The following is a 20819-nucleotide window of genomic DNA, read 5'->3' as shown; positions in this document are numbered from 1 at the left end:
CAAGATGTTAAAGGACGCATTCGGAAGGCCCCACGATTATCTGCGCATTTCTCTGACTGATAAATGCAATTTCAAGTGTGTGTATTGCATGCCTGAAAATAGTTGCTTTCTTCCCCATGATCAATTACTCACCCGGGATGAAATACTTGAAATAGCAAAAGTTTTTGTCGAACTGGGTATAAAGAAGATCCGGCTGACCGGTGGTGAGCCGCTTGTACGAAAGGATGCTGCTCATATTATTGAACAATTGGGAAAACTGCCGGTAGAACTTGCTATTACTACAAATGGCTATCTGTTGGATAGCTACCTCAATACATTTAAAAAAGCCGGTACTAAATCGGTGAACGTAAGTTTGGATACGCTTAATGAGGACAAGTTCCTGACAATTACCAAAAGGGACTGCTTTTATAAAACACTTGCCAACATCCACCTTTTTATCAATGAGGGGTTTCATGTAAAAGTTAATACAGTGGTGATCAAGGGAATGAATGAAAATGAGATAGTTGATTTCGTAAAGTGGACAAGGAACAGCAACATCCACGTACGTTTTATTGAATTCATGCCTTTTAACGGGAATCAATGGCAACGGGACAAAATTGTACCGTTTAAGGAAATGCTCGGCAGGATTAAAGATATTTATACCATAGAGAAATTACAGGATGCTCCTAACAGCACTTCTAAAAGTTACCGTGTAAAAGGGTTTGACGGAACCTTTGCAGTTATCAGTTCCGTTACAGCGCCTTTCTGCAATGACTGTAACCGCATTCGCCTGACGGCTGACGGTAAATTAAAGAATTGTCTTTTCTCTAATGATGAAGCTGATCTATTGCAAGCATTGAGAAATGGGAAGGATATAAAACCGATTATCATTGAATGTATTGCCCGTAAATATAAAGAAAGAGGAGGATTGAAACAATTTGATTTGAAGGCCCCGAATACTTGGGATGACCGCGCCTTCAAACATGATTATGAGCGAGGAAGATGTATGACTGCCATTGGCGGTTAAAGAGTTTTTTGCAGAATTATACAATAACTACTATGAACAATAAGACAATCGCTGAATTGGTATCCAATGATTACCGCAAAGCCGAAGTTTTCAGGAGTTTCGGTATTGACTTTTGCTGTGGGGGCAAAAGAACAGTGGAAGAAGTTTGTGAAAAAAAGAAAATTAATTACGATGACCTGAAAGATAAACTCCGTAAGATTGAACAGAAAAGCCCCCCGCCTGAACAGATAAATTTCAAGGATTGGAACATGGACTTGCTGGTTGATTATATTGTCAATGAGCATCACAAATATGTTAGAGATAACATACCACTTTTGCTGGAATATACTCAAAAAGTTGCAAAAGTACATGGAAATGCCAACCCTGAAGTGGTACAGATTGCTGAATTGTTCAAAGAGATCGCTGAAGAACTCGATCAACACATGATGAAAGAAGAGAGTATATTGTTTCCTTATATTAAACAGTTGGCTGAGGCTGAAACAAATTGTACCCCAATCGATCATCCTCCCTTCGGTACAGTGCAGAACCCGATAAGAATGATGGAACTGGAGCATGACCATGCAGGAGAGGTCATAAAAGAGATCAGAAAGTTAAGCAACGGGTATATCCCACCTGACTATGCGTGCAATACTTACCAGGTTTCTTATTTCAAATTAAAGGAGTTTGAAGAAGATCTGCACCGGCATATCCATTTAGAGAATAATATCCTTTTTCCCAAGGCAATTACCCTGGAAACCAGGTTTACGAATCCTTAGAGAATGGTAGGTTAGGGAAGGTAATGATTTTTTTGTAAATACAATGAGTATTGGATATAAGCGCAAAGCGTATAGCGTATAACAAAGGCCAAAGCATTGAACCCCGAGTATTCGGGGCTACGTTCTATGCGCGTTCATATATTAGCATCGGGTATGAAAATAGCAGATATACCAAAGTGCGAAACCTGTCTTAACAAGAGCTGTTTCATAAACAGATACTGTTCATCTAAATGGTATTCTGAAATGGATACGAATAAAAGTTGTTTATTATATAAAAAGGGAGAGAAAATAATACAAGAGGGAAATGCTGTTATGGGTATTTATTTTATTTATTCCGGTAAGGTAAAAGTTTATAAAGAAGGGATCGTGGATATGTTCAGAGAACAAATTATCCGGCTCGCCAAACCAGGTGATATTGTAGGACACAGGGGATATGGCGAGCATCTGATTTATTCAATATCAGTTGTTGCATTAGAAGGCGCCAACCTTTGTTTTATAGAAAATCAGTTTTTTTTCAATATTTTAAGATCTAATCCTGATTTGATGTTTCACCTGCTGATGTTCTATGCCGAAGAACTAAAAAGAATTGAAAAAAGGCTGAGAAATATGGCCCAGATGTCAGTGAGAGAAAAGGTGGCAGACGCCTTGCTGTTTATAGCAGAAGCATATGGTACTACAGATAATTCAATAATAAATGCCGGTCTAACAAGGCAGGAAATAGCCAGCATTGCGGGTACTGTTCCTGAACAGGTTATCCGCCAATTAACCAATTTTGCAAATGAAGGTCTGATCACTAAAATCGAAAAAAAGATCAAAATTTTAGATCTGGAAAAGATCCGGGAAATTATAAGGCCGTCTAATGTTTATGATCCTTGAAGAAATACTTAAAATGCCTATCCCGAGTACTCGGGATAGGCATTTTAAGTATTTTAGGCTAAATTTCATTTTGATGTGCTACGTGAAATAATTATACTACAATAATAAAAGTAATCCCCAGCACATCAAAATGAGATTTAGCCGTATTTTAGGCATTTCAAATCAGTATCTCCTCCATTCTCTTATACAAACCATTTGCTAATTTCTTATTAGCAGCTCTGCCACCAAAATTCATTGCTAAGTAAAGTAATGGGTGGCTTAAATTCCCCGGAAATCTTTCTGCTATAGAGCTAAACCTGTAAAGTTCCTGCCTCATTTTAAGATGGCCTTCGGCAAGTTGCATAGGAGTCATGTTTTTGGGTTTAAACACGACTGTATTGTGGTCATAATATTTCCAGTTTTCGGTAAGAAGCCGCCTTTCTTTTTTAAACCGTTTGTATATCTGTGTACCGGGATACGGGGTTAGAACATTGTATGAACCGGTTCCTATTTTATTCCTCATAAGAAATTCCAGGGTCTCGTCAAAGATGGCCTCAGTATCGTCATCAAATCCAAAGACCATGGAGGCATGGAAGTGAATGCCCAGGTCTTTTACTCTTTTAATTGCCTCTTCAATATCAGATATATCTTTTATGCTTTTTCTCATCTTCTTCAACTGAGTTGTGGAAACAGATTCCACGCCAAAGAAAAGCCCCCCGCAGCCGCTTTCTCTTGCCAATTTCATAAGCTCTGTATCTTTTACAAAAGAGACGGATGCCTGCCCTACCCATTTTATATTCAGGTGGGCAATCGCCCGAAAGAGCTCTTTGGCATACTTAGGATGGCCAATGATATTATCATCTAAAAACAAGAACATTTTTCCTTTAGATACAATAATATCTTCAACTACTCTGGCAGGCGGTATATGACGCAATTTGGTTCCATAAAATTCAGTAACACAGCAGAATTCACAGTTATATGGGCAGCCTCTTGTTGTTAGTATGGGTTTCACATCAAACAACCCTTTTTTCCTTGTCATATCTCGCTTTGGCAAAGGATAATTGGATACATTGGGTTGAAAATTGCTGTAGGTAGGTTTCAGTTCGCCCTCCAGGTAGTCTGCCAAAAGATTCTCCCATGCCCCTTCTGCTTCACCTATCACAACAGTATCTCCATATTGAAGCGCTTCATCAGGCAAAACAGTAGGGTGCATTCCTCCAAAAACAACCGTCTTACCTCTTTTCTTAAATTCTTTGCCCACTTCATAAGCACGGGGAGCATTAGCCGTCATACAGCTAATACCTACAATATCACATGCTGTATCAAAGTCAATATCTTCAAGCTCCTCCTCAATTATCTCCACTTCAAATTCTTTTGGAGTGAACGCAGCGATCATACAAAGAGCAATTTCAGGAATTCTTAAAGCAAATGGGGTACGTGTTTTAGGGGATATACCCGGAGAGATGAGTAATATCTTTTTTTGCATGGTTCATTTTTAAAGAAAAATGCAAGTGTAGTGGGTCCAGGAATAATATAATATGACATAAGTCAATAAAATCCTTGATTGTGAGATTTTCCGGTAAATAAAAAAGACTTGTTAGACGAAGTGATGAAATTAAAATACTGATAAAGATCAGTTTTTTGATTGATAGGCATCATATTATCCTATTTACCTTCATTCCACATTTGCATCATTCAGATTTTCCGTTTTTTCTCGCCAAGACGCTAAATCATTATTAAATCTGAAAATTAATGGACACAAAACAACATATATATTATGCTTTAGGACGGCTGGCTTATGCGGTTGCCAGAGCCGATGACCAAATCCAAAAAGAAGATAAGAAAAAGCTGCACGATATTATAACAGAAGAAGTCAGGAAACATAACATTGACTTCGACTATTCTGAAATTATTTTTAATATTTTAAAAAAGAATAAGAAAGATTTTGAAACTACCTACAACTGGGCAATTCATTCTATGAAACTTGGTAGTCAGCATTTTACCAGCGAAATGAAGCAGCAATTTATTGATGTGATAAAAATGGTAATAGAAACATTCCCCCCTGTAATAATTAAACCGGAGGAAGTTATTGAAAGATTTAAAAAAGATATGGAAGCTATCTGATAATGTATAATGCTAATATACGAATTTATACTAATGATACGAATGTTTTTATCCTGCTTTTAGTATACATTTCTTTTTTATTAGTATAATTAGTATTTATTAGTATATTAGCATTTTTTTATTAGTATCCTATAAATTTTAATTCCCCTACTTAAATGGATTCAAAGTCTAATATTCAAAGGGAGAAAAAAGAAGATTTGGAAAACATTTGCCAGGTACTTTTCGAATCAGCAGCGGAAGGTTTAATAGTACTTGATAAAAAAGGAACGATCAGGATGTTCAATCCCAGGATAGAAGAAATGTTCGGTTACACCACAAATGAATTGACCGGGCAAAAGGTGGAAATGCTCATGCCTCAACAATACAGGAATAAACATATCTCCCTGCGGGAAGAATACAGCAAAAATCCCAGAAAACGGTCAATGGGAATAGATATGGACTTGTCTGCAATTCGAAAAGATGGAACTACATTTCCTGTGGAGATCAGCCTGAATCATTTTGACCTGGATGATGGGAAGTTTGTAATGGCGCTTATTACCGACATTACCGAACGCAAAAAAGTAAGAGATAATCTTGAACAGCTTAATAAAGAGTTAGAATCACGGGTTGAGGAGCGTACTCAGGAATTGAGCAAAGCGATCAGCGCCTTGAGGTACAGCAACGAAGATCTCCAGGAAGAAATAAGATCAAGAACATTAGCCGAAAAAGAGACAAAAAGAGCATTGGAAAAAGAAAAAGAGCTGAATAAGCTGAAATCCCGGTTTGTTTCAATAGCATCACACGAATTCAGAACACCTCTTAGTACGATACTTTCTTCGGTTGCATTGATCTCAAAGTACAACCAACCTGCCGTTGAAGACAAACGAAACAAGCATATTGAGCGGATCAGATCTTCAGTTAATAACCTCGTTAGCATTTTAAATGATTTTCTTTCATTAGACAAGTTAGAAGAAGGAATAATAGAAAACAAACCTGTGTCATTTGACCTTATCGAATTTGCTGAAGACATTGTAGAGGAAATGCAAGCCGTTGCAAAAACAAAACAGCATATTGTTTACAAACACTCAGGAAATAAAGGGGAGGTTAATCTGGACAAGCAATTTTTAAAGAATATCATCAATAACCTTTTGTCAAACGCCATTAAATACTCTGCTGAAGGGGAAAGAATTGATTTTACAACCCAATATAAAAACGCACACTTAATGATTTCAGTAAAAGACAGGGGAATTGGCATTCCGGATACAGATAAAACGCATATGTTTGAACGATTCTTCAGAGCACGCAACTCTATCAATATTGGCGGCACAGGTTTGGGGTTAAACATTGTAAAAAAATATGTTGAATTAATGAATGGTTCTGTAGAATTTATTAGCAAGGAAAATAAAGGAACCACATTTATGATTAAATTGCCGCTTGCTATTCAGCAGCCGGAAGACCTTGCCACAAAGACACGAAGACACTAAGTTACACAAAGTATTTTATAAAACCATTTTTGTAATTCCGTTCTTTATTAATGATACATTAAAATTATCTTTGTGACCCTTTGTGCCTTGGTGTCTTTGTGACATTATTTGTGGCAAAAAATTAAAAATCCGATACTAATATGAAAACCATTTTACTGATAGAAGATAACCTGGAAATGCGGGAAAATACCGCTGAAATTCTTGAGCTAGCAAATTATAAAGTTATAACTGCCGATGGGGGAAAAGTTGGCGTTGAGCTGGCAAAGAAGTCAAAACCCGATCTGATCATTTGCGATATAATGATGCCGGAATTAGACGGATACGGTGTTTTGTACCTGCTGAGTAAAAACATGGCAACCGCAGGTGTCCCATTCATATTCCTCACTGCAAAGGCGGAAAAAAGCGATCAGCGAAAAGGAATGAACCTTGGAGCTGATGATTATATAACCAAACCTTTTGATGAAATGGAATTGCTTAACGCAATCGAAAGCCGTTTAAAGAGAAGCGAGATCTTTAAAGGTGAATTTAGCAATAACATTGAGGGATTAAATGAATTTATTGACGGAGCCAGGGGTTTGGAAGAATTAAGTAAACTATCTGAAGATAGAAAGCTCAGACCCTACAAAAAGAAAGAGACCATCTATTATGAAGGCGATTTTCCTAATGGGATGTTCTTTATCAATAAAGGCAAGGTAAAAACCTATAGAATGAATGAAGATGGAAAAGAGTATGTTACAGGTTTATACAAGAAAGGTGATTTTTTCGGCTACATGGCTTTATTGCAGGATTGTGATTATACAGAAACAGCAGCGGCATTGGAAGATGTTGAAATTTACAAGATACCAAAGCAGGATTTTCTTTCATTGTTCCAAAACAATCGCGATGTCTCACACAAGTTCATCAAGATGTTATCCGGAAGCTTGCTCGAAAAAGAAGAACAATTATTAAATCTTGCTTATAATACGGTGAGAAAGAGGGTAGCCGAAGCATTGTTACTCGTGCAAAAACGTTACCGGGAAGAAAATAATGAAAATTTCAATATATCCATTTCAAGAAATGACCTGGCAAGCATTGCAGGTACGGCTACAGAAACAGTCATCAGAACATTATCTGAATTTAAAGAAGATAAACTAATTGAAATTAAAGGGAAAAATATTACTATTCTTGACGCAGGTAAGTTGTCAAATATCAGATACTAATGACACCTAAAAATCTAAATTAAAAAAAACAACTTAAATTGTAATCATTATTAACATCATGCATCAAATTATCAGTTACTGGATGCTGGTTACTGGGCGCTGGTTGACCCTATTATTATTAATTTTGGCTCTATTCTAAAAAGTTGTTGATAGTTAAATATTTTATAAATATTCTCAAAAAAAGCCCTGAAAGGGCGTGAGGTGTAAACACAGGGTGTAGCCCTGTGTTATTCTCTAGCTCTGATGATTAGCCCTGAAAGGGCGAAACAGGCATCAGTCCCATACATAACGTTCGTCATACTCCACATTATACTTCTTCAATAGCGCCCTGTATTCTTCCTGAAAAGTAATCTTTAACAAACGTATTTTATGCTTGCCTGTCCCGATTACCATCGGGGCGCACCGACATTCATGTAAACACCGAAAATGAAACCACGAATTACACGAATTACACTAATTTAATTTGTGTAATTCGTGTAATTCGTGGTTTCAAATAACAACAATCATAATTTTTTATGACGGCAGACATCGTGTACAATATCTGTGATAGATACTTTTGCATATGAAGAATTAATTTATCAAAACAATAGATCATGAAAAAGCCAAAAAACACTCGTCACATTAAGTTAGCGTTTCCATTAGCTGCTTTAATAGTTACTTCGATCTTTATATCAGGTACTAAATCAGGCAGCATTAATGATGATGACTGGGTAGCGCCCAAATCTGTTGACTTATTGAAAAATCCTTATAAAGGTAAAGCAGAAGCTACTGCTGAAGGGAAAAAACTTTACCTCAAACTTTGCAAAATCTGTCATGGCGACAGAGGTAAAGGTGACGGTATTGCAGGTTTAAGCTTGAAACCAAGGCCCAAAGATTTCACTTCAGAAAAATTGCAAAGCCAGACAGATGGCGCCATTTTCTGGAAGCTTACCACAGGCAAGCCACCCATGGCAGCTTATGAGAAAATATTGAAAGAAGAACAGCGGTGGAAATTGGTAAATTATATCAGGGTACTGGGTAAAAAATAATAACCATGAAAAAACAAACGATCATATTATTAATGATAGCGCTGACAGCGTCATCATTCAAGGCAAATGCTCAAACCGACACGGCTTTGGCAAAAGAACTTGAAGCTCTAAAAACTGCCAACAGCACATTGAGCGAAAGGCTTAATGCACTAAAGCCCGGCAGCAATAAATTCCGTATGACAGGTTTTGCAGATTTTGCCTATCACCAGGATCTGGAGGATCTTGATATTTCACGTTTTGACCATGCGGGTTTTGCACCGATCATGATCTGGAAACCCACAGATAAACTCTTTTTTGAAAGTGAATTACATATTGAGCTGGAAGGGGGCGTTCATGGTGGAGAAACCGGGGGGCATGGACATGGTGGTGGCGGGCATGGAGGAGGCCAGGAAGGCATTTCACATGAAGGTGGCACCCATTTTGACCTGGGTTACGCAAGTATCGGTTATTTTGTGAATGACTGGCTCACATTAGTAGGTGGCAAGTTTTTATCGCCTTTTGGAACTTTCAATGAACGCTTTCATCCTTCATGGATCAACAAGCTGCCCAGCGCCCCTTTAGGTTTCGGTCATGGAGGGGCAACCCCTACCGATGAATTAGGCATACAGGCGAGAGGCGGGCTGCAGTTAGGTAAATCTAAATTGTATTATGCAGTGTATGTTTCCAACGGGCCGGTATTGGAAGATGGCAAAGGCAATCCCGAAAATGCAGGCGCTTTGATCTACAGCAACTTCCGTGACAACAACGCAAACAAAGCAATAGGAGGAAGATTAGGATTTTTGCCCTTCTCCAATTCATCTTTGGAAATAGGCGTTTCAGGACAATACGCAGGAAAAACAGGCGACCTGGGTACCGAACATGAAAATGTAAGCGCTCTGCTCTATGCTCTTGATTTGTCCTACAATAAGGATTTTAGCTCTATAAAAGGCGATATCCGGCTGGTTGGACAATTCAGCTTTGTTAATATAGGTGATGCTTATTATCTGAATGACAGTATGGATGTTGCGATGGGTGAAGATTCGCTTTATACATTCAACAACCAAAGCAAGATATATTATGCCCAGCTTTCTTACCGCCCCTCCAAATCCGGCAAAGAGCTGATCCGCAACCTGGAATTTGTGGTTCGGTATGACGCTGCTCAATTAGCAGAGGGGGCGAAATGGGAATTTAATGATGCAAGGTGGTCGCTGGGTTTGAACTACTGGATACACGCACGCTCAGCGTTCAAATTTGAAATGCGAATAGGTAAATTAGAGAGCATAGCCATGCTCCAATGGACAATAGGATTTTAAAAACATTTAAAAAACAATCATTATGAAAAAGTTAAAAATCATAGCAATGACATTAGGTGCTGCAATAATGCTCAATGCTTATCTGTCGGGTTGTAAGGTGTCCGAAGAAATACAGGCAAAGAGCGGAGCACAGTTGTGGGGCGAGAATTGTTCACGCTGCCATAACGTGCCTTCGCCTGCCGATTTCAGCGACCCTCAATGGGAGTTGATCGGATCGCACATGAGAATGCGCGCAAACCTCACGGCTCGTGAAACAGAGAAGATCATCGAATTTTTAAAAGCAGCAAATTAAATTTATGTTTAACTAACCCCGGTGAAATAATAAAAAATTTCACCTACAAAAAAGGAGGTACCAAAATGAAAACACTAAGATTAACATCCGTAATTACCGCTGCAGCATTTTTAATACTGTTGCCAGCGTGTAAAAAAGAGCCAGGCCCTGGTGGTAAAGCACACATCCACGGCCACGTTCATTATGAAGCCAATGATGAAACGATACCCAATGCAACGGTCAGCATTTGGTATGGCGAAACATCTGCCAACGGTGATGTTGATGACAACACTACCACAGACGCAGCAGGTGAATTTGAATTTGAGAATTTGCAAAAAGGTAATTACTACCTTTTGGCAATGGGGAGCGACAGCTCCGGAGCAGTTAGGGGAGGCGGACTTGCTGTAACAATCAACAAAAAATCCGAAGAAGTGGATGCAGATATTGATGTGGAGTGATCACAAAACGGTTATTAACTCTTCACCTCTGCCCCCTCTCCATCCCGGCTATAACCGGGAGAGAGGGGGAATTGAGGTGAATAAAATAAAATACAGCTAACCTAAAAATATTTTGAATTATGATACCGGTTAAGTTCCTAATTATATCAACAGCTTTATTGCTTTTATCAAAAGAAAATTATTCGCAGGTTGACGGTGAAATGATCTTCATGGAAAACTGCATAGCATGTCATACAATAGGAGGAGGCCAATTGGTAGGACCTGACCTGGCTGGTGTGCAAAGCAGGCATGATGAGCAGTGGTTGAAAGATTTTATTAAATCTTCACAAACAATGATCCAGGCAGGCGATGAAAAGGCGGTAACATTATTTAATGAGAACAATATGATCGTAATGCCCGACCAACCACTTGCTGATGAAGAAATAACCGCTCTGCTTGCGTACATTAACAGCAGCAGTCAACAAAGTTCATCCACAGTTGAAACGGTAACTTTATCGGGCAATGAAATGACTGACAATCAAGAAACTACAGAAAGTGCCAATAATAATATACAAGATAGCTCAAAAGGAAACGATCTTATTTTGACGTTTATTCTTAACCCCTTATCCTGGATAATGGGTTTGTTACTTGTGATTGTTATTGTATTGATATATACTGTCAGGGTTTTAGCGGAATTAAATATAAGAACTAAAAGGTATGGGCAAAGAAGATGAATTTTGTTTTTCTTCTAATTGCTGTATTGTTTTATTAACAATACAGCAATTGGTAAAAAACTGAAGAATTACTCCTCTTTCATTAATTCATAGCAACTTTTTTAAAACAGCCTATTAATAAATATAGGAACTGGTATTAGGTTGAGGATTACAAGGTACTGAATTACATAAATGACAAAAGTCATTACAATCCCTTATTGTGAGATTTAGTTCCCTCCAACTCATGCCTGTAACCTTTTTCCAGCACTTTAAAAATATGCAATACATTTGGGAAAAGAGCATCCATTGTTTCTGCAGCGCCTCGTGAGGAGCCTGGCAGCGCGAGTATTAAAGTCCTGTTTTTGAGCCCGGCAATACTGCGGGAAAGCATGGCATAAGGTGTTCTGTTTTGTCCGTAGCTTCTGGCAGCTTCCATAATACCGGGAATCTCGGTATCAATCAGCGGCTTTAAAGATTCCGGGGTGTGATCCCTGGGCGAAAGGCCTGTTCCTCCTGTGGTGATGACAATGTCAATTTCCTGCTCACAATATTTTTCTACGTTTTTGCGAATCTCCCCAGGTTCATCAGGGATGATAATATAATCATTAATAACTATATCAAATGTTTCTAATTTTTTGATTATTGATTTTCCGGCTTTATCATGTTTGCTGCCTGCTGCGACAGAGTCAGAGACAACGATCACTGCAGCTTGCAATGAACCGGGAAATCTATCTTTAAAATCAGATTTACCCCCACTCTTTTCTTCTAATTTAATCGTGCTAATTTCAATATTTTTATCAATGGGTTTTATCATGTCGTAGATGGTTAATGCCACAACAGATGCACCGTGTAATGCCTCCATCTCGCAGCCGGTTTTATAACAGGTCTTTACTTCAACATCAATCCTTACTGTATCATCCTTTAGGTCGTATGCTATATTAACCGCTTCTATCGGGAGAGGATGACAATGAGGAATGGTATTGCCGGTGTTTTTTACTGCCAGATATCCTGCTGCCCGGGCGATTGCCAGTACATCCTTTTTGGGTGTAGCATTGTTCTTTATAGCATCAATACTATCCCCGCTCATTTTCATCATTGCGCTTGCACGTGCAATGCGTAATGTTTTTATTTTACTGCTGATGTCACGCATAATTTATTGTATCAGAATTTCACTTAATTTTAAGCGATTTCATTTTTTAGTGCTTCGTCAATCCATCTATGTAGAAGCGGCAGTAGGCAGTCGGGGCAAACACTGCCTCCTGCTGCTGCCTACTGCCAACTTGATGTACCATCTTCAAATATTTCTTTTTTCCAGATAGGCGCCCGGTGTTTTATTTGTTCAACAATAAATTCCAACGCTGAAAAAGTATCTTGCCTATGTGCTGTCGAAACCATCACAAAAAGTGATACTTCTCCTACCTTCACTTCTCCCAAACTATGATAAATGTGTAAACAACTTATATCATACTTTTCAAAAGTTTTTTCCCTGATATTTGCAATTTCTTTCTCGGCCATTTCCGCATAAGCTGAGTATTCAATGGCAATAACCCGTTTCTGATCAATTTCATCAGCCCTCACCTGCCCGAGAAAAAACGTATGGGCGCCTATGTCTGTTTTCTTTTGGTGATTCTGTACTTGTGTTGATATAAGTTCGGGAGAAATACTACCCTCGATCAAATATTTTAGTTTTTCCTTTGTTGTGGTACTCATTTTTTGATTTATTCTCTTGCAACATATAAGAGCTTTTAGCTGTTAGCGGTTAATTTCAGTGTAATAATGAAACTGTTGATCATGCGTTGCTCTTCTAAAAGCTGTTAGCTATTAGCTATTAGCTAATAGCTAACAGCTAACAGCTAAAAGCTAACAACTAAATGTTGCATTACATTATCCACCCGCAAAAGGAGGCATCAGCGCTATTTCATCCCCTTCATTGAGTTTGATATTTTTCCTTGTTATTTGTTGATTTGCTGCTATTATGTATTTCATTTCTTTTAAAAAGGGGTATTTACTCTCAAGGTAATTTTTCAGACCTGCCAAATCTACCATGCCTTCAGCATCTTCTATTATAAGTGTGCGAGTACCTGTCTTATCCGCTAACATACCGAATAGTAAAACTTTAACTCTCATTTTTTATTAGTATCAATTCAAGATCTTCACGGGTATTGATATTAAAAAACGAGCGGGGATCGTAAAAGTCCAGCGCTTCGTTCATTATAACATATTTCGCATCTAGCTGCCTTATGACTTGCCGCATTTGCAGGTTCCCGTTTTTCAGAAATTTTCCCATCAGGTTTAGACAATTTTTAGTGTACAATGCACATAACGGCTGAAGCTGATCATTTGCTGCTGGAACAATCACATCTTTATTATTAAGGTGGCCAATTAAATATTCCAGCAATTCTGTGGAAATAAAAGGCATATCACAACCCACCACTAAGTTGTTGAACGTGTTGGAATAAGTAAGTCCTGTATAGATGCCTGCCAAAGGACCGCTATTCTCTACCAGGTCACGGTAAACCGGTATGCCCAGCTTTTCATAACCTGGTTGGTTGGAGATTATCACAATATCCTGGCACATGGTTTTCACTACCCCGTAAATATTTTCAACAAATGTTTTGCCATTAAAATTAAGCAATCCTTTATCCGCTCCGATCCTTTTGCTTTTACCTCCTGCCAGTATGATGCCTGTAATATCTTTACTCATAAAAAGTATAAATAGAGAAAAGTCGGCAATCTACAGTCCCCAGTCGGCAAAAAAACAATTGCCGACTGCCGGCTGTGGACTGCCAACTTCCGACTTCCGACTTCCGACTTCCGACTTCCGACTTCCGACTGCCGACTGCCGACTGCCGACTGCCGACTGCCGACTGTGGACTGCCAACTGCCAACTGCCAACTGCCAACTGCCAACTGCCGACTGCCAACTGCCGACTGCCGACTGCTTTGTTTATTTAGGTAATAAATATACCCGCACTTTCTCACCTTTTAAAAAGTGCTCTTTGTTTCCCGGTAATTCTATAACCGCATTTGCCTCTGAGAATGATTGCAGCATGTGCGAACCCTGCCCGTCTAAAATCCTGATGCCATTTTCGTTGAATTGAGCAGCAAGAAAATGTGCTCTTTCACTCTTCTTTTCATAATCCTCTGATAGTGGCAATTGTATAGTTGGTAGAAAAGGGTCTCTACTTCCCATAATTGCCCTGATAAAAGGGAATACGTACTCATAAAAGCATACGAATACAGCGCGGGGGTTGCCTGGCAAACCAAATGCAGTTTTCTTTCCCTTTTTGGCAAAGAGAATTGGTTTCCCCGGTTTCTGGGAAACCTTATGAAAAACTATTTCAAAACCAATATCTTCAAGAGCTGTTTTTGTGAAGTCATATTTCCCTACCGAAACTCCACCGGTGATTATAATAATATCGTTTAGATCAGATTCCTTTTGTAAAAGGGCTTTTAATTTTGCGGGATCATCCTCACATCTTTCATATTCACTCTTAATGCCCACCTGCTGCAAAAGAGATTGGAGCATTATGCCGTTAGATTCATAAATTTTGCCTGCTTCTACTTCTCCCCTGGGGTCTTTCATTCTAGCCTTCCTCCTCTCTCCATTTGTGTGAAAGGGCTGAGGATGAGATAAAAGGGAGTTTTGAGGCAAGGTAAATTCATTTCCTGTGACAACAATTCCTACTTTAGGCAAACAGGCAACTTTTACTGAACCAATACCTAACGATGCCAGGAATCCTATGCCGGCAGGATTTAATGTTGTTCCTTTTGACAATGCCAACGCACCTTTACGGATCTGCTCCCCTTTCTTTCTGATATTAGCTCCTTTCGTATAAACAATGTCATTACTCATAGCGATGACATCATCACTTACTGGCTCCACAAATTCCTGCATCACTACCGTATCTGTACCAGGAGGCAGCGGAGCACCGGTAAAAATTCTTACTGTTTCGCCATTTTTTAGTCTGATACCCGGATGATCACCGGCTTTAATTTCTCCGATCACTTGTAGAGACGAGGTATGTAGAGACGTTGCATGCAACGTCTCTACATACCTCGTCTCTACATACCCCGTCTCTACATGAAGAATATCTTTATAACGAATCGCATAACCATCTACAGCAGACTGGTCAAACAAAGGATGAGAAATGGGCGCCCGAATATCTTCAGCCAGTATTCTCCCGCTTGCATTTTTTAGCGCACAGCTCTCTGCGCCCTGCTCTATGCGCTGTGCGCTATGCGCATGTTTTAATATCAGCTCTTGTGCTTTTTTAACATTTATCATAACGCTAATAGCTTAAAGCTTGCAAGGGTTAATACAAAGGCAAGCACACGTTTTAATTTCTTGTTGGTCAATCTTGAAGTTCCAACATAGCCACCCAATACGCCTCCTACAACTGCTGCAATAACCCATAAATAAATTTGAGAAGATGGCGTAATGTTGCCTGATGACCACAGGCCTGCTAACCCTGCGATAGAATTAACAAAAATAAATAATGCCGATACGGCAGCCGTTTCTTTCATCTTTGCCCAGTGAAATAACAGTATCACCGGACTTAAAATGATCCCGCCTCCTATACCGATCATTCCGGATACCAAACCAAGTACAGCTCCTATTACCAAGCCTGCATAAACGGGCAATTCTTTAATATTCTGACGCTCTTTACCAAATGCTCCCAGCATCCGCAAAATGGCAAAGATCAGGCAAATGCCTAATATTTTTTTATATACAGATGGATCAATACTTATTCCGGCTCCCAGAAATGCCATAGGAACCGATATCACGGCAAATGGGAGAAATAATCTCCATTTAAAAAATCCTTTCCTATAATATTGATAAAATGCAATGCCTGCAACAATCACGTTGAGCATCAATGCAGACGACCTTAACAGTTGCGGCTCAAAGCCAAATACAGCCATCAAAGCAAGGTACCCGCTGGCTCCGCCATGCCCGACCAAGGCATATAAAAAGGCGATTATCAGAATTAGAAATAATAATAAAGTTTCAATATTCATCTGGAAATTTCAACATACCCTGTTGGATAGAAGAAATCCCACGGGGTAAAAATGTTAAGATACAAAGATATAGAAAACTGAAAAAAAGAAAAATGACGAAGATCATTTTTCAGTTAAATTAATTAACTCTTTTTTGTTCTTGTAATGAAGCATTCCTTAAAAACAGGGCTCAGCTTTGGGCTAACATCAGGAATAATCACCACATTGGGAGTAATTGTAGGACTGGAAGCCGGGACTCATTCAAAATATATTGTTCTTGTAGGTATATTAACAATTGCAGTAGCAGATTCCTTTTCAGATGCATTGGGTATTCATATAGCTGAAGAATCTGAGGGCTCCCATACAGCAAAGGAGATCTGGGAAGCCACTTTTTCTGCTTTCGTATCAAAATTAGCTACCGCTTTAACCTTTATATTGCCTATCCTGGTATTTCATTCCAAAACAGCAATAATTATCAGTGTGATATGGGGGTTTTTGCTATTAGGAGTTTTAAGTTATTTTATTGGTAAAGGTCCAAAAATCAAGCGGTGGAAAGCCGTTTCAGAACACTGGTTTATTGCCATAATTGTAATCATTATTACACATTTTATCGGAGTTTGGATCAACTCTAAATTTGCCGGCTATCTCTAAATCAGAATTCGAAATTGTAAAATAAGTCTATTATTTTGAATTGAAGTGCAGATAGTTTCCCATTATACTCTTCAATCTTTTAAGTATCATTTTGCCTCAATTCAATCTATTCCCAATCCATAGTTTTATAAGAAAATATGGATTAACAATTCATAGATTTATACAAATTTAAGCATTTTATCAACTTTTGTTGTTATAAAAAAATCATACCTTAAACTGCTGCAGGTCATTTTAAGGGGGTTGCTCCTTAGTGACGAAAAATGTTATCCCTACCTTTATTGCAAATCATCTCCAAACTTGCGAAAACGTAGTTGATTCCCTGCGAAAAAACATTAAATGATGTGAGTTCAATCATTTTATAACCTTTTCATTCACAGTTCTTTTGCTGCTGATAATTATGCCTGTTAGACATATTTTACATATTCTCGTTGTACAGGCAACTATTAAGAATAGTATGCCCTGTGTACAAGTTAAGCCAAGTGGCTGAAAATGTAATATCATAACAACTAAATCAGATTCATATTTTCAATAAACAAAATACTACAATGAATATGTACCAACTAAACATCAAATGCAAGGACTGTTCTCTTAAACAATGCTTTATAAAGAAATATTGTTCAACAGATGAACAGCATTTGGTTAATCAGTTTAAAAGCACTCTTATCTATAAAAAAGGTCAACAAATTATTCATGAAGGAAGTTTATTTGTTGGAATTTATTGTGTCTTTTCAGGTAAGGTTAAAATTTTTATTGAGGGAATAAATTATAAGAGGCAGATCATTTATTTTTTGAAACCGGGGGAGCTTCTTGGTTATGAGGATACGGAAAATGTAAATAAAACGGTTTATCATCTTTCGGCTACAACAATTGAAGATTCAGTTATATGCTTTATTGAGAAAGATGTTTTCTTAAAAGTGTTAAAGTCTAATCCTGATTTCTCCTTTCAATTGCTAAAGTACTATTTGAAAAAGTTGCAAAAAAATGAAATCCATTTAAAGAAAATGGCACAGATGAATGTAAGAGAGAAAGTGGCAGATGCTTTACTTACAATGTATGAAACTTTTGGGATGGATGAAACTGGAGTTATTAATGTAGAATTGAGAAGATTGGAGATAGCCAGTATAGTGGATACCTCTGCCGAATTGGTCACCCGGCTGTTTCATGAGTTTAAAAGGGATAAAATAATTGACTTTGAGGAAAGAAAAAACAAAATAACTATTTCTTGCCTGGAAAAGTTAAAAAAGGAAGCTAATGTAACTGTGTGAGGCTACGTCTATTAAAGATAATTTGATCTTGAGTACTGGGATAAACCCAATTACCAAATTAACACATTTTATTCTTTAATTATCATACTCTCAAAAACCTCGTCTGTATCAGTTTATAATCAGATTAATCTCATAATCAAACCTCCCCAAAAACAAATTTGCAACTAACCGATGTCATTGTTGGAAAATATTGGCTGAAATACCTTTGCCTTGACTTAAATAACTAATTATAAAAGTTTTTATGATGAAAAGAAAAAGCAGCCTTGTTGTATTCGAAAACACCATTACGATTTTGTTTGTAATAATTTCATTGGTTCTCTTTATTTCAATCTCTTTATCCTGCCTTTCCAAGACAGCCAAAGGCAGCTCATTTAATCAGACGATCACACATCCGGACAATATTTCTCCGGAGCCATACCATGCCATAGGTAAGGATAGCATAGGAAAGGATGAGTGGAAAGCCCCTGCCTGGACAGATACCTTGACTAATCCTTTTGCAAATGATGTAGAAGTGGTAGAAAAAGGCAAAAAGGTATATAACAAAATGTGCTGGACCTGTCATGGAAAATCAGGGAAAGGGGATGGACCAGCAGGCGCCAGCCTAAATCCTAAACCAAAAGACCATACCAGTGATAAAGTTCAACAGCAAAGTGATGGCGCTCTGTTCTGGAAGATCACCACAGGAGATTCTCCTATGGCATCTTATGAAAAAATATTGACAAAAGAAGAACGCTGGCAATTGGTTAGTTACATCCGAACTCTTGGCAGCAACAAATAAAGAACAGTAAAAATGAAAGACAAAGAAGGTAACTCAACAACTTGCCCCGCCTGTCCCGAGCCATTTGGGGAGAATTCAGAATTTATGTTGAGACAATTAAAGGTGACATACCTCTTACCAGTTAACTTATTTATGATAATGTCTTTTTGCTGGATGATATTCAGTTTAAGCAGTTGCAGTCTGACAAGCATTAATTTAGTACAAAACCAAAGAGTGAATGATAAGTTTATTTGCCCGGTGTGTGACAGGGAGATACCATTAGCATCTGAGGCTTTCTCATATAAATATAATGGCAAGGAAAAGAAATATTTATTTGGAACTTATGAATGTAGGGAGGTTTTTAAGAGAAACCCTGAAAAATTTATTAAAAATGATACAACCGCAATACTTACAAAATAGGTGGATAAAGCATCTGTTTTTTTGCAGCGCACTGGTTTTGATCCAGGTATTCGGGGCCTATGCCCAGGAGGTACAGAAAAAAAGTTACATAACAAATACCTTTACTGATAAGCAGCTTATTAATAATCAAACAACAGAAATTCCCAGCGGCCTTGAGTTTAGAATTCAGCACAGGTTTGGTGGAATTGGTTTTAATGAGGACATCATAAAGGAGTTTTTAGGACTTGACCTTCCTGCCAATATACGGTTCTCCCTTGCATATCCATTCATCAAAGAAAGGCTTTACATAGCAATTGGCAGGACAAAGTTTGATAAAGTGTGGGATTTTCAAGTCAAGTATTTATGGTTAAGACAAACAGAGAAAAATGAGATGCCCTTATCAGTTGCCATTTACCACAATACGGCTATTAATAGTGATGCCTTCCGGACAATTCCTGATAATGCCTTTTTCAACGACAGTACTACTGCATTTAAAAATAAATTAGCTCATAGGGTAAGCTACAACACGCAAATAATCATTGCAAGAAAATTTAGTGAAAAGCTGTCTTTCCAGGTATCCCCGGTGATGATCTACCAAAATTTAGCAGCACCCGGCAGGGAGAACCTGACCTTTGCCTTACCTGTTGGCGGTAGGTATAAATTTTCCCGCAACTCTGCTGTTGTTATTGAATACGCCTTCATATTTAATAACCGGACAGATGGGACAATCAATCCTTTATCATTAGGGGTTGAATTTGGCACTGCCGGTCACGTATTCCAGTTTTTTATGACTTCAAGCAATCGTATTCTTGAGCAGCATATTTATACGAAGAATTTATTTGACTATACAGAAGGCTTTTTTGCCCTGGGTTTTAATATTAGAAGAACGTGGTGGTTTTAACATTATGAAAGAATGCCACAAAGACACGAAGACTCAAAGAAACACAAAGATATAATATTATGTAAAATGGAAGATGGAAGATGGAAGATGGAAAAAAAAGAGAAAACGATTCCTCTCATCTTCCATTAAACATCTTACATATTTTGTGTCTTAGTGTCTTTGAGGCAGAAATTTTTATTTTCCCATGAAAAACCTGATAAAATACATGATATCCATGGCAATAATTAGTGTCCTGATCTACGGAACTTCCTGTACAAAAGATGTAGGGCCGATAATTATTGAGCCATCAGGAAATAACGGACCCCCGGTAAGTTTTGCAAATGACATACAGCCCATATTTAATCAGGATTGTACAGGATGTCATGACGATACACATCCCAAGCTGGATTTGCGTGAAGGATTTGCTTATGGTCAGTTATTAATTGGTGGCGCCAGCGCTCCTTATGTTGACACTCTAAATGCAGAACAAAGTCTTTTATACCAAAGAGTAACAAGCCCGTCAAATCCTATGCCTCCGAGTGGAGCATTACAAAATTTTCAAGCTCAAAAGATTTTAAAATGGATAGAACAAGGAGCAAAAAATAATTAAAATGAATGTAATAATGAATGTAATAATGAATGTAATAAATTCAAAGGTAAACGAGCGCGAGCGATCACCGCCTGTATAATTAATCATTCAGCACAATTAAGAAAGGTGAGTACGGTA

The 20819-nt window shown here is 38.1% G+C and carries 24 protein-coding genes and 2 pseudogenes; 18 read left to right on the top strand and 8 right to left on the bottom strand.

Annotation, left to right across the window (positions count from 1 at the left end; translation table 11 throughout):
- The first annotated feature begins 4 nt into the window (after positions 1-4).
- The 3 genes from moaA (at position 5) to FVQ77_02145 (ending at position 2637) form a co-directional block, all read left to right on the top strand.
- On the top strand, positions 5-1006 hold the full coding sequence (moaA, locus tag FVQ77_02155) for a GTP 3',8-cyclase MoaA (GenBank protein ID MBW8049143.1): 1002 nt from the start codon (positions 5-7) through the stop codon (positions 1004-1006).
- 32 nt (positions 1007-1038) lie between these two features.
- Positions 1039-1761, top strand: a complete 723-nt coding sequence (ric, locus tag FVQ77_02150) for an iron-sulfur cluster repair di-iron protein (protein MBW8049142.1) — start codon at positions 1039-1041, stop codon at positions 1759-1761.
- Positions 1762-1887: 126 nt separating this feature from the next.
- Complete coding sequence (locus FVQ77_02145) at positions 1888-2637, top strand: Crp/Fnr family transcriptional regulator (GenBank protein ID MBW8049141.1); 750 nt, start codon at positions 1888-1890, stop codon at positions 2635-2637.
- 157 nt (positions 2638-2794) lie between these two features.
- Here the strand turns inward: FVQ77_02145 and FVQ77_02140 are convergent, their stop codons facing one another.
- Positions 2795-4102, bottom strand: coding sequence for a B12-binding domain-containing radical SAM protein (locus FVQ77_02140; protein MBW8049140.1), 1308 nt, complete (start codon positions 4100-4102; stop codon positions 2795-2797).
- Between the two features lie 266 nt (positions 4103-4368).
- Here FVQ77_02140 and FVQ77_02135 point away from each other — a divergent pair, with 266 nt between their 5' ends.
- The 3 genes from FVQ77_02135 (at position 4369) to FVQ77_02125 (ending at position 7402) form a co-directional block, all read left to right on the top strand.
- Complete coding sequence (locus FVQ77_02135) at positions 4369-4740, top strand: hypothetical protein (GenBank protein ID MBW8049139.1); 372 nt, start codon at positions 4369-4371, stop codon at positions 4738-4740.
- A 155-nt stretch (positions 4741-4895) separates the two neighbouring features.
- On the top strand, positions 4896-6203 hold the full coding sequence (locus FVQ77_02130) for a PAS domain S-box protein (GenBank protein ID MBW8049138.1): 1308 nt from the start codon (positions 4896-4898) through the stop codon (positions 6201-6203).
- 140 nt (positions 6204-6343) lie between these two features.
- A complete protein-coding gene (locus FVQ77_02125) occupies positions 6344-7402 on the top strand; it encodes a response regulator (GenBank protein ID MBW8049137.1) in 1059 nt (352 codons plus the stop codon).
- 273 nt (positions 7403-7675) lie between these two features.
- On the opposite strand, the pseudogene FVQ77_02120 reads toward FVQ77_02125, so the two are convergent.
- Positions 7676-7756: pseudogene (locus FVQ77_02120) on the bottom strand (transposase).
- A 239-nt stretch (positions 7757-7995) separates the two neighbouring features.
- Between FVQ77_02120 and FVQ77_02115 the strand changes: the two are divergent.
- The 5 genes from FVQ77_02115 (at position 7996) to FVQ77_02095 (ending at position 11164) form a co-directional block, all read left to right on the top strand.
- A complete protein-coding gene (locus tag FVQ77_02115; protein MBW8049136.1) occupies positions 7996-8430 on the top strand; it encodes a cytochrome c in 435 nt (144 codons plus the stop codon).
- 5 nt (positions 8431-8435) lie between these two features.
- Entirely contained in the window at positions 8436-9722 is a 1287-nt protein-coding gene (locus FVQ77_02110; protein ID MBW8049135.1) for a hypothetical protein, read from the top strand.
- A 22-nt stretch (positions 9723-9744) separates the two neighbouring features.
- Entirely contained in the window at positions 9745-10014 is a 270-nt protein-coding gene (locus FVQ77_02105) for a cytochrome c (protein ID MBW8049134.1), read from the top strand.
- Between the two features lie 65 nt (positions 10015-10079).
- Positions 10080-10451: a carboxypeptidase regulatory-like domain-containing protein gene (locus FVQ77_02100; protein MBW8049133.1), complete on the top strand. Its 372-nt coding sequence runs from the start codon at positions 10080-10082 to the stop codon at positions 10449-10451.
- A gap of 119 nt (positions 10452-10570) precedes the next feature.
- The gene (locus tag FVQ77_02095) at positions 10571-11164 is read left to right on the top strand and encodes a cytochrome c (GenBank protein MBW8049132.1); all 594 of its coding nucleotides are present in this window, start codon (positions 10571-10573) and stop codon (positions 11162-11164) included.
- Positions 11165-11348: 184 nt separating this feature from the next.
- Here FVQ77_02095 and FVQ77_02090 read toward each other — a convergent pair whose 3' ends face one another.
- From FVQ77_02090 to FVQ77_02075, 4 genes are all read right to left on the bottom strand, one after another.
- On the bottom strand, positions 11349-12293 hold the full coding sequence (locus FVQ77_02090; protein MBW8049131.1) for a bifunctional molybdenum cofactor biosynthesis protein MoaC/MoaB: 945 nt from the start codon (positions 12291-12293) through the stop codon (positions 11349-11351).
- 119 nt (positions 12294-12412) lie between these two features.
- On the bottom strand, positions 12413-12853 hold the full coding sequence (locus FVQ77_02085) for a molybdenum cofactor biosynthesis protein MoaE (protein MBW8049130.1): 441 nt from the start codon (positions 12851-12853) through the stop codon (positions 12413-12415).
- Positions 12854-13027: 174 nt separating this feature from the next.
- Positions 13028-13270 (bottom strand): MoaD/ThiS family protein, encoded by a 243-nt coding sequence (locus FVQ77_02080; protein MBW8049129.1) that lies wholly within the window; start codon positions 13268-13270, stop codon positions 13028-13030.
- Complete coding sequence (locus tag FVQ77_02075; GenBank protein ID MBW8049128.1) at positions 13260-13847, bottom strand: molybdenum cofactor guanylyltransferase; 588 nt, start codon at positions 13845-13847, stop codon at positions 13260-13262. The genes FVQ77_02080 and FVQ77_02075 overlap by 11 nt, the downstream gene beginning before the upstream one ends.
- Before the next feature lie 55 nt (positions 13848-13902).
- Between FVQ77_02075 and FVQ77_02070 the strand changes: the two are divergent.
- A pseudogene (locus FVQ77_02070) lies at positions 13903-14085 on the top strand (hypothetical protein).
- 4 nt (positions 14086-14089) lie between these two features.
- Here the strand turns inward: FVQ77_02070 and FVQ77_02065 are convergent.
- Together FVQ77_02065 and FVQ77_02060 are read right to left on the bottom strand one after the other, a co-directional pair.
- A complete protein-coding gene (locus FVQ77_02065; protein ID MBW8049127.1) occupies positions 14090-15430 on the bottom strand; it encodes a molybdopterin molybdotransferase MoeA in 1341 nt (446 codons plus the stop codon).
- The gene (locus tag FVQ77_02060; protein ID MBW8049126.1) at positions 15427-16161 is read right to left on the bottom strand and encodes a sulfite exporter TauE/SafE family protein; all 735 of its coding nucleotides are present in this window, start codon (positions 16159-16161) and stop codon (positions 15427-15429) included. The genes FVQ77_02065 and FVQ77_02060 overlap by 4 nt, the downstream gene beginning before the upstream one ends.
- A 144-nt stretch (positions 16162-16305) precedes the next feature.
- On the opposite strand from FVQ77_02060, the gene FVQ77_02055 reads away from it, so the two are divergent.
- The 6 genes from FVQ77_02055 (at position 16306) to FVQ77_02030 (ending at position 20702) form a co-directional block, all read left to right on the top strand.
- Positions 16306-16791, top strand: coding sequence for a hypothetical protein (locus tag FVQ77_02055; protein ID MBW8049125.1), 486 nt, complete (start codon positions 16306-16308; stop codon positions 16789-16791).
- A 545-nt stretch (positions 16792-17336) separates the two neighbouring features.
- Complete coding sequence (locus tag FVQ77_02050; GenBank protein MBW8049124.1) at positions 17337-18056, top strand: Crp/Fnr family transcriptional regulator; 720 nt, start codon at positions 17337-17339, stop codon at positions 18054-18056.
- A 244-nt stretch (positions 18057-18300) separates the two neighbouring features.
- Positions 18301-18834 carry a cytochrome c gene (locus FVQ77_02045; GenBank protein MBW8049123.1) on the top strand — a complete coding sequence of 178 codons (534 nt, stop codon included), beginning with the start codon at positions 18301-18303 and terminating at the stop codon, positions 18832-18834.
- A 12-nt stretch (positions 18835-18846) separates the two neighbouring features.
- The gene (locus tag FVQ77_02040; GenBank protein MBW8049122.1) at positions 18847-19233 is read left to right on the top strand and encodes a hypothetical protein; all 387 of its coding nucleotides are present in this window, start codon (positions 18847-18849) and stop codon (positions 19231-19233) included.
- Entirely contained in the window at positions 19205-20113 is a 909-nt protein-coding gene (locus FVQ77_02035) for a hypothetical protein (GenBank protein MBW8049121.1), read from the top strand. Before FVQ77_02040 ends, FVQ77_02035 begins: the two co-directional genes overlap by 29 nt.
- A gap of 184 nt (positions 20114-20297) precedes the next feature.
- A complete protein-coding gene (locus FVQ77_02030; GenBank protein MBW8049120.1) occupies positions 20298-20702 on the top strand; it encodes a hypothetical protein in 405 nt (134 codons plus the stop codon).
- Positions 20703-20819: the final 117 nt, after the last annotated feature.

The sequence above is a fragment of the Cytophagales bacterium genome, from assembly GCA_019456305.1.
Lineage (GTDB): Bacteria > Bacteroidota > Bacteroidia > Cytophagales > VRUD01 > VRUD01.
The sequence above is the reverse complement of the archived record's forward strand: the minus strand, read 5'-3'. Positions and strand labels throughout refer to the sequence as shown.

What these genes read in the sequence shown, in the direction of transcription:
- moaA (MBW8049143.1), top strand. Translation starts at nt 5, where the DNA reads ATGTTAAAGGACGCATTCGGAAGGCCCCACGATTATCTGCGCATTTCT.
- ric (MBW8049142.1), top strand. Translation starts at nt 1,039, where the DNA reads ATGAACAATAAGACAATCGCTGAATTGGTATCCAATGATTACCGCAAA.
- FVQ77_02145 (MBW8049141.1), top strand. Translation starts at nt 1,888, where the DNA reads ATGCGCGTTCATATATTAGCATCGGGTATGAAAATAGCAGATATACCA.
- FVQ77_02140 (MBW8049140.1), bottom strand. Translation starts at nt 4,102, where the DNA reads ATGCAAAAAAAGATATTACTCATCTCTCCGGGTATATCCCCTAAAACA.
- FVQ77_02135 (MBW8049139.1), top strand. Translation starts at nt 4,369, where the DNA reads ATGGACACAAAACAACATATATATTATGCTTTAGGACGGCTGGCTTAT.
- FVQ77_02130 (MBW8049138.1), top strand. Translation starts at nt 4,896, where the DNA reads ATGGATTCAAAGTCTAATATTCAAAGGGAGAAAAAAGAAGATTTGGAA.
- FVQ77_02125 (MBW8049137.1), top strand. Translation starts at nt 6,344, where the DNA reads ATGAAAACCATTTTACTGATAGAAGATAACCTGGAAATGCGGGAAAAT.
- FVQ77_02115 (MBW8049136.1), top strand. Translation starts at nt 7,996, where the DNA reads ATGAAAAAGCCAAAAAACACTCGTCACATTAAGTTAGCGTTTCCATTA.
- FVQ77_02110 (MBW8049135.1), top strand. Translation starts at nt 8,436, where the DNA reads ATGAAAAAACAAACGATCATATTATTAATGATAGCGCTGACAGCGTCA.
- FVQ77_02105 (MBW8049134.1), top strand. Translation starts at nt 9,745, where the DNA reads ATGAAAAAGTTAAAAATCATAGCAATGACATTAGGTGCTGCAATAATG.
- FVQ77_02100 (MBW8049133.1), top strand. Translation starts at nt 10,080, where the DNA reads ATGAAAACACTAAGATTAACATCCGTAATTACCGCTGCAGCATTTTTA.
- FVQ77_02095 (MBW8049132.1), top strand. Translation starts at nt 10,571, where the DNA reads ATGATACCGGTTAAGTTCCTAATTATATCAACAGCTTTATTGCTTTTA.
- FVQ77_02090 (MBW8049131.1), bottom strand. Translation starts at nt 12,293, where the DNA reads ATGCGTGACATCAGCAGTAAAATAAAAACATTACGCATTGCACGTGCA.
- FVQ77_02085 (MBW8049130.1), bottom strand. Translation starts at nt 12,853, where the DNA reads ATGAGTACCACAACAAAGGAAAAACTAAAATATTTGATCGAGGGTAGT.
- FVQ77_02080 (MBW8049129.1), bottom strand. Translation starts at nt 13,270, where the DNA reads ATGAGAGTTAAAGTTTTACTATTCGGTATGTTAGCGGATAAGACAGGT.
- FVQ77_02075 (MBW8049128.1), bottom strand. Translation starts at nt 13,847, where the DNA reads ATGAGTAAAGATATTACAGGCATCATACTGGCAGGAGGTAAAAGCAAA.
- FVQ77_02065 (MBW8049127.1), bottom strand. Translation starts at nt 15,430, where the DNA reads ATGATAAATGTTAAAAAAGCACAAGAGCTGATATTAAAACATGCGCAT.
- FVQ77_02060 (MBW8049126.1), bottom strand. Translation starts at nt 16,161, where the DNA reads ATGAATATTGAAACTTTATTATTATTTCTAATTCTGATAATCGCCTTT.
- FVQ77_02055 (MBW8049125.1), top strand. Translation starts at nt 16,306, where the DNA reads ATGAAGCATTCCTTAAAAACAGGGCTCAGCTTTGGGCTAACATCAGGA.
- FVQ77_02050 (MBW8049124.1), top strand. Translation starts at nt 17,337, where the DNA reads ATGAATATGTACCAACTAAACATCAAATGCAAGGACTGTTCTCTTAAA.
- FVQ77_02045 (MBW8049123.1), top strand. Translation starts at nt 18,301, where the DNA reads ATGAAAAGAAAAAGCAGCCTTGTTGTATTCGAAAACACCATTACGATT.
- FVQ77_02040 (MBW8049122.1), top strand. Translation starts at nt 18,847, where the DNA reads ATGAAAGACAAAGAAGGTAACTCAACAACTTGCCCCGCCTGTCCCGAG.
- FVQ77_02035 (MBW8049121.1), top strand. Translation starts at nt 19,205, where the DNA reads ATGATACAACCGCAATACTTACAAAATAGGTGGATAAAGCATCTGTTT.
- FVQ77_02030 (MBW8049120.1), top strand. Translation starts at nt 20,298, where the DNA reads ATGAAAAACCTGATAAAATACATGATATCCATGGCAATAATTAGTGTC.